This window comes from Enterococcus sp. (assembly GCF_022711995.1).
Classification (GTDB): Bacteria; Bacillota; Bacilli; order Lactobacillales; family Enterococcaceae; genus Enterococcus_D.
Map to the genome: position 1 here is coordinate 1 of NZ_JALAHI010000160.1, position 8294 is coordinate 8294.

The following is an 8294-nucleotide window of genomic DNA, read 5'->3' on the forward strand; positions in this document are numbered from 1 at the left end:
ATGGGATGTGTATGACCTCAATCCAATCGGATGAAAGTGGGCAGCATTTCTATCGAAAATGCGGCTACAAAGATGCCGGTGGGTTGATTATGGACGTACCGGGTTTTGAACAGCCAATGGAATTGTTTTTTGTGAAGCCGTTGTCGATACAGACTCAGTCTGTAGAATCAGAAGAATGAAAAAATAGGAGCGATAGGCATGTCTTTTTTTGGAAAAATAGATTTCAACGATTTATCAGAGACAGATCGAGCAATTTATCATTATATGTCCAGTCAAAGTGACAAGATTCCTTATATGCGGGTGAGAGAAATCGCCATCGAATCCCATACATCGGCCTCTTCTGTGATGCGCTTTATTCGTAAATTAGGCTATGAAAGTTTTACGGAGTTTCGGTCGCATGCTAAGATGCCTCAGGTTGAAAACTCTGATATACTTAGCGGAAGCACGTTATTAAGCGCTGATCATTTTCCTAAAAACATTGAGAGTAAATTGAGACGAGTGGCTGAGAAACTGATTGAGTGTGAGAATATTATTTTTTATGGTATTGGTGCTTCTGCATCAATGTGCGAGTATGCTGCGCGTCGATTTTCAACTTTAGGCTGTAATAGTTTTGCATTAGTCGATCATACATATCCGATTTTTGCGAAACTAAAAAATACATCTGATAATATGGTATTTGCGTTATCTATTACAGGAGGGACAACTGAAATCATAGAGTTGTTTAACGGATTTAAAAACAACCCGGACTTTACAACGGTCGTAATCACAAGCGATTCTGCAAGTACACTGGGTAGAATGAGCGATTTTGTATTAGATTATTCGGTTGATGTGAAGAGAATTAATAAGCACGAGGATTTAACAAGTCAAATTCCCTGTATGTTTTTGATTGAAGCCTTATCAGAGGCTGTGCGTCAACTAATTACATTTGATAGAGATTGAAATTATTCATGACCTTGGTACTTGGTGTACCAAGGTGCTTTTTTTTTCTAATTTGCTTCTCGTGTACCAATTTATTAGTAAATGCACTATGAATATCGGACTTTTTGTATACTCAAGGAGAATAAAGAGAGGATGAAGAATCATGAATACATTTCCAGAAAATTTTTTATGGGGTGGAGCTGTTGCCGCACATCAAGTTGAAGGTGGGTGGAATGTTGAGGGGAAAGGTGTAAGTATTGCAGATGTGATGACCGCAGGAGGAAATGGTATTTCCAGAGAAATTACAGATGGTGTTATAGAAAATAGGTATTATCCAAATCATGAAGCTATTGATTTTTATCATCTTTATAAAGAGGATATTCAATTGTTTAAGGAATTGGGTCTTAAAGTATTGCGCACATCTATCAATTGGACAAGAATTTTTCCAAATGGCGATGACAAAGAACCAAACGAAAAAGGGCTTAAATTCTATGATGATCTGTTTGATGAATTACGTGCAAATGGTATTGAACCAGTCATCACCTTATCGCATTTCGAAATTCCCTTTCACCTATATAAAGCTTATGGTGGATTTAAGAATAAACAATTAATTCCCTTTTTTACTCGTTATGCGGAAACTGTTATGACGAGATACAAAAACAAAGTCAAATATTGGATGACTTTCAATGAAATCAATAACCAAGCTGATGGACAACATGATTTACACACCTGGACTAATTCTGCTATTTTATTTGATCAAAATGAGACTCAAGCGAATAAGGAAGAGATAATTTATCAAGCTGCTATAAATGAATTGATTGCGAGTGCACAAGTTGTCAAGTTAGGACACAAAATTAATCCCAAATTTCAAATTGGATGTATGGTGGCATACGTTCCAGTGTATCCATATTCTAGTAAACCTGAAGATCAGATGGCGGCACAGAAAGTAATGAATAGACGTTTTTTTTATAGTGATGTCCATGCTAGAGGAGAGATACCCCAATATGTCCTAAAGGAATGGGATCGGAAAAACTATTCTATTGATATCTCAGATGAAGAAAAGAAGATATTAAAAGAAGGTACAGTTGATTATATCGGCTTTAGTTATTATATGTCAGGCACTGTCACTACTCTGGATGAGAAAGGCGAGATGATCAATGATTTTCCAAAAGCCAAATGGTTAAGCAATCCACATGTGAAAGCAAGTGATTGGGGTTGGCAAATTGATCCTGTTGGGATGAGATACACTTTGAATATCCTTGACCAACGGTATCAGTTACCTTTGTTTATTGTTGAAAATGGGTTTGGGGCCTATGATAAAGTCGAAAATGATGAAATTCATGATCAATATCGTATTGATTATATCCATGCACATATAGCAGAAATGAAAAAAGCTGTCTTAGAGGATGGAGTTAATTTGTTAGGTTACACACCTTGGGGAATCATAGATATAGTGAGTTTTGGTTCAGGTGAAATGGAGAAGCGTTATGGCATGATTTATGTAGATAAAAACAATGACGGAAAAGGTACACTAAAGCGGTTAAAAAAAGATTCATTTAAATGGTACCAAGGTATTATTGCATCAAATGGAGCGGACATCTGATGATTGGTACAAGGGGTTTCATTAAGGTACAGAAGCCATTAAGCTGGTACAGCAACCAACCTTTATGAAACCCATTGAATGTGAAAACGTTTTTATTTATAGTTTGTTTATAAAGTTGATAAAAAAATAAAAACGTTTTTATGTGGTGATGATAATGAATACACGAACAACAATCCGAGACGTTGCAAAAGAAGCAAATGTGTCAATCGCAACAGTTTCAAAAGCGTTAAATGGCGTTGATGTTGTTAAAGCATCGACGAAAGCAAAGGTCATAGCAGCTGCGAAGAACCTTCATTATGTGCCTAATCTTATGGGAAAGGAATTAAAGAAAAGTCGGACGAAAAGAATCGGATTTTATACCACAAGTATCACTGGTCCGTATTTTAGTGTTCTGATTGAGTCCATAGCAAGAGAAGTTGAAAAACATGGTTACGCTTTAAATGTGTTTATTTCAATGGAAAAAGAAGTTGTCTTGACGAGTATTCTGGGTGGTGCTGTAGATGGATTTATTGGATTTGAAGATATGCTTGATCAAGAAGATCTTGAGATAATAAGAAATGAATCCGTCAATGCCGTTTTTATTGATCGTAATATTCAAGATCATACATTTGGTAGTGTTGTTTTCAATTCCAATGAAAGCGCTGAATATGCAACATCTTATCTGATAGCGAAAGGCCATCGTAATATTGCATTCGTCAAAGGCTTTGATGGTGTTTATGATAGCGATGAACGATTCAAAGGATATCAGCAAGCACTAAGAAAAGCACACATTCCTCTAAAGCCGCATTATCTAATAGAAGGAAGATTTGAAGAAAATTTCGCATATCAATCGACAGAAAAATTTTTGCATCAGCAAAAAGATTTACCAACAGCATTTCTAGCGGGAAATGATCTTAGTGCTATCGGCGTAACCAAAGCGATTGAACATGCAGGCTATCATGTGCCGAATGATTTTAGTGTCGTTGGGTTTGATGGAATCGAGCTGTTGAAATATTTTCGACCGTCTTTAACAACAATTGTGAACCCAATCAAAGAACAAGGGGAGCTTGCAACGCAACATTTAGTAAAGCTGATCAATGGGGATGTTTCAGGAAAATCCTTTGTATTAAAGGGAAGATTGGTTGAGGGCGAATCAGTATATCAGTTTAATAGAAATGAGTGAGATAAATGTATTTGGGAATAGATATTGGTGGAACTACAATCAAATATGGATTTATTGATGATAAAGGACAAGTTTATTGTAAGCAGAGTATCAAAACGATCGATAATAGACATCAATTCTTGGTAAACCTACAAACAATTATTGAAGAGAGTCAGAGGCAAGAACCAATTGAAGGGATTGGAATCAGCGCACCAGGAATTATTGATCAACACGGCACAATGATTACAGCAGGAGCAATCAAGTCCATCTATGGTGTTCGTCTAAAGCAAGAATTACAGAAGATAACGAAAGTACCAATTGTTATCGAAAATGATGCCAATGCTGCTGCTATCGCAGAACAATGGATTGGCCATGCTCAAGGGATTTCTAATTACTTATGTATGGTTCTAGGAACAGGCATAGGTGGCGGTATTATTTATCAAAATGAATTGATCAAAGGTGCCCATGGCATGGCAGGCGAATTTGGCTGGATGGTTATTAAGGAAATCAATGAAAGCGTTGACATAGAGGCGATGTCTTTGAATCAGCGTGCAGCAGTGATTGGTGGTTTGTGTTCTCGTTATAATGAAATAATGTTAAAGAAAGATTCCAAGTTCGAACCAATTTGGGATGCAAAAGAAATTTTTGCTAAAGAAGAGGATGACGATATTGCCCACGACCTCATTCATAGTTTTTATGAAGATCTATCTATCGGCATATTGAACTTGATCAGTTGTTTTGATCCCGAATTGGTATTGATTGGTGGTGGCATAAGTGCAAACACGTTATTTTTAGAGCGATTGAGATCCACCATTTCAAAAATAGCAGAAAGACATCAAAGTATTCATTATTTAGTGGGAAAAACGATCGCACCTATCAAAGCAGCTAAATTGATGAATGATGCTGGCATGGTTGGAGCAGTATATCAAGTAAAGAAAATGATTCTAAATGAGGCAACAATAAACTGAAAGTGAGGGGAACAGATGGAAACTTCCGTGCAAAATGCAAAACGCTCTACTAATAAGATAAAAAAATGGTTCTCTGTTTTTTTTGAACAATGGGAATTGCAAAGTATGGTCTGGCCAGGAATTATCTTTATGATCATTTTTAACTTTATTCCTATCTATGGGCTGATCATTGCCTTCAAAAAATATACAGTCATCGACACACTTGAAACAGCACCTTGGGTCGGCTTTGAAAATTTTCAGATCATATTAAATGATAAATTTTTTTGGGAATCAGTTGTAAACACGCTTGGTATCAGCTTCTTGAAGCTACTGATAGGTTTTGTTTTACCGATTATTTTAGCAATCTTGATTTTTGAACTCAGACAAGGCGTATTTAAAAAATTGGTCCAAACAATCTCTTACATGCCTTATTTTCTATCATGGATTGTTCTAGGCGGTATGTTGATTAATTGGCTGTCAACAAATGGATTACTCAATACAATATTGAGTGGACTTGGTTTTTCAATCAAACATGAAAACTATCTTTTATCAACGAATAAATACTGGTGGATTGCGGTATTGTCAGATATATGGAAAAACACTGGTTGGGGTACAATTTTATACTTAGCTACGTTATCTAAAATTGATCCCTCATATTACGAAGCAGCAAAAATAGATGGGGCAACTAGGTTTCAACAAATTATGAAAATTACATTACCAATGCTAAAAGGAATTATTAGCTTAAATTTGATTCTGACTATAAGTGGATTACTGGGATCCAACTTAGATCAGACAATGGTTTTGATGAATAACCAAAATCAAGCGAAGGCGGAAGTGATTAATTCATATGTATTTAGAATGGGGATAGCGCAAGGTGATTTTTCTTATGCTACTGCAGTTGGATTAGGTGTGTCAATTGTATCGGTAATTTTATTGGTATGTTCAAATCAAATGACCAAACGACTAAATGACAATACGTCCGTATTGTAGAAAGGAGCGTTGTATGGAAAAAAAAGTGATGAAAAAGGATGTAGATAGTCGTTTATTCGACATTTTCAATGTTTTGATCTTAACCATTTTCACCTTGATTATCGTTATTCCTTTGTGGAATGTGGTGGTATCATCATTCGCCTCTGGAAGTGTTCTTGCTAAAGGTGACTTTGTATTCTGGCCTTCTGAACTGTCACTAGAGAATTATCGAGCAGTATTCAGAGATGGGAGTATGTTGCAAGCTTTCTTTATTTCAGTTTCTAAAACAATCTTTGGTGTTTTAACACATGTATTTTTCTGTGCCATGATGGCTTATGCTATGAGCAAAGCAAATCTGAAAGGCAGAAAATTATATTCTGCGATGGGTATCACTACGATGTTTTTTTCAGGTGGGATGATTCCTACATACTTATTGTTTAGACAAATAGGTTTGTTAAATAGCTTCTGGGTTTATATTATACCAGCGCTGTTAAGTTATTATGACGTCATTATATTGATGAATTTTTTTAGAAATGTACCCGATTCATTAGAGGAATCGGCAATGATTGATGGTGCAGGTCATTGGCGCATTTTTTTGCAAATATTTTTACCTCTGTCCAAACCAGCTCTAGCAACAATTGCCTTGTTTAATGGGGTAAACCAATGGAATGACTTTATGACAGCTAGAATTTTTATTACTGATAAGGCTCTTTACCCATTACAAATGAAACTATATGAGATCATTGTTCAATCACAGACACAAGGGATGCAAAACATCGGAACGGCTGTGGCAGAAAGTACAACCAAAGGTGTACAACTTGCTACAATCGTGGTCACAACGATTCCGATTTTGATTATTTATCCATTACTCCAAAAACATTTCATTGCTGGAATGATGGTCGGAGCTGTTAAAGAATAGAAAAGGGGAAAACAAAAAATGAAAAACTTGAGAAATTTAGTTCTGCTGTTTAGTTCGGTGTTGCTGTTAGGTGCATGTGGAGGGGGAGAAGATAACGCAAGTCAAGAAGCAAAGGATGTAGATATTAGTGAGCGTTATACTCTAGATAAAAATACGCCAGCATGGCAATTGGATAATAAGGAAGAAGTCACAGAACTGACATGGTATGTTAATGCTGATTGGTGGAATGATGAATGGGGAAATGATGTCGTTACAAAAAAAATGGAAGAAGATTTGAACATCAAAGTCAAATTTATCAAAGGTGATGATACTAACTTAAATACGATGTTTTCAAGCAATGATATGGCAGATATCGTCACAATTTTTGATTCAAACTCACAAGTTGCGCAAAAAGCTGATAGTTGGGCCTATTCATTAGATGAACTTGCAGATAAATATGATCCTTATTGGCAAACTGTAGCTGCAAAAGACACATTAAATTGGTTTCAATTAGATGATGGAAAAACGTATGGATATCCCAATTATTCTAATACATCAGAAGATTATGATAGCGGTTTAATTCCTGCTAACACAAACTTTTTGATTCGAAAAGATGTATATAAGGCAATTGGTGAGAATAATTTTGAAACTGCGGATGATTTCATAGCGGGAATGAAATCTATCAAAGAGAAATATCCAGAACTTGTTCCTTTTGGTTTCAATGCGTTGGGTGATGGGGCTGGATCTTTAGGTGATGTTTTCCAAGACTATTTGGGCGTTGATCTAGAAACAAAAGAGGGTAATTTTTATAACCGTAATCTAGATCAAGAGTATTTAAACTGGTTAAAAGTGTTGCGTCAAATTCATGAGGATGGAAATTTGTCGGATGATAGTTTTTCTGATGATGGTACAGCTTTTGAAGAAAAAGTGAAATCCGGTCAATACGCCACAATTATGGCTAGTGGTACAGCACAAATGAGTGGTTTTTTACAAAGCTGGTTAGCTGAAAATCCTAATGGCGAGTACATTGCAATCAATGGACCACAAAATAGTGAGGGGAAAGAGCCTAAACTAAATCAAAGTGGTATTACTGGTTGGATGATCAATTATATTAGTAAAAGTGCCAAAGATCCAGCTAAGGCCATGCAAATCTTCACTTATTTACAAAGTGAATACGGTGGTATTCTAACTACTTTTGGTATTGAAGGTGAGACTTTCCAATATGACAATGATGGTAAAATTGAATTACTGCCAGAAGTGCAAGAGATGAAAGATAATGATTCAGATCGATTCAAAAAAGAGTATCGACTAAGTGAGTTTATTTTCTTTGGTCATGATAAATATCAATCAATGGCTAGTGAAAGTACTCAGACACCTGCCTTGATTCAGCCAAGAGAATGGGGAGAAGGAAAATTATACCCTCATTTTATTCTAGAAAATATTGATCCTAGTTCAGGGACTCAAGAAGCACGTAATCTCTCTGCAATCAATACAAATTGGTATACAACATTAGTTAGTTTGATTCGCTCTTCTTCAGAAGAAGAATTTGATCAAGTAATCTCTTCATATTCAACATTTTTAGATCAAAATGGTTGGTCAGATATTGAGACAATTAGAAACGAGAAAATTGCTGAGAATAAAGAGAAATTAGGCATCAAATAAAAAAGGTGGTAGGCAGTAATGAAACAAATATTTAATATTGATGGTGAAGTATACAGTTTCCTACAAAAAATGTATCAAATGATGCTATTAAATCTATTAATCATCTTTTCTAGTTTGCCAATCATCACAGTTCCTTGTGCATTGATTACTGGCTAC

7 protein-coding genes are annotated in these 8294 nt (G+C 35.8%); all 7 read left to right on the plus strand.

The features are described from left to right. Positions 1-198 precede the first annotated feature (198 nt). The 7 genes from Q0A12_RS15810 (at position 199) to Q0A12_RS15840 (ending at position 8138) form a co-directional block, all read left to right on the plus strand. Positions 199-939 carry a MurR/RpiR family transcriptional regulator gene (locus Q0A12_RS15810; RefSeq protein ID WP_291293586.1) on the plus strand — a complete coding sequence of 247 codons (741 nt, stop codon included), beginning with the start codon at positions 199-201 and terminating at the stop codon, positions 937-939. A gap of 142 nt (positions 940-1081) precedes the next feature. Continuing rightward, a complete protein-coding gene (locus Q0A12_RS15815; protein WP_291293587.1) occupies positions 1082-2521 on the plus strand; it encodes a 6-phospho-beta-glucosidase in 1440 nt (479 codons plus the stop codon). A 154-nt stretch (positions 2522-2675) separates the two neighbouring features. Then, positions 2676-3683, plus strand: coding sequence for a LacI family DNA-binding transcriptional regulator (locus tag Q0A12_RS15820; RefSeq protein ID WP_291293588.1), 1008 nt, complete (start codon positions 2676-2678; stop codon positions 3681-3683). A gap of 5 nt (positions 3684-3688) precedes the next feature. Beyond that, complete coding sequence (locus tag Q0A12_RS15825) at positions 3689-4630, plus strand: ROK family protein (protein ID WP_291293589.1); 942 nt, start codon at positions 3689-3691, stop codon at positions 4628-4630. 15 nt (positions 4631-4645) lie between these two features. Then, entirely contained in the window at positions 4646-5599 is a 954-nt protein-coding gene (locus tag Q0A12_RS15830) for an ABC transporter permease subunit (RefSeq protein ID WP_291293590.1), read from the plus strand. Between the two features lie 28 nt (positions 5600-5627). Then, on the plus strand, positions 5628-6497 hold the full coding sequence (locus Q0A12_RS15835; protein WP_291293592.1) for a carbohydrate ABC transporter permease: 870 nt from the start codon (positions 5628-5630) through the stop codon (positions 6495-6497). An 18-nt stretch (positions 6498-6515) separates the two neighbouring features. Continuing rightward, the gene (locus Q0A12_RS15840) at positions 6516-8138 is read left to right on the plus strand and encodes a sugar ABC transporter substrate-binding protein (RefSeq protein ID WP_291293591.1); all 1623 of its coding nucleotides are present in this window, start codon (positions 6516-6518) and stop codon (positions 8136-8138) included. The last annotated feature ends 156 nt before the right edge of the window (positions 8139-8294 follow it).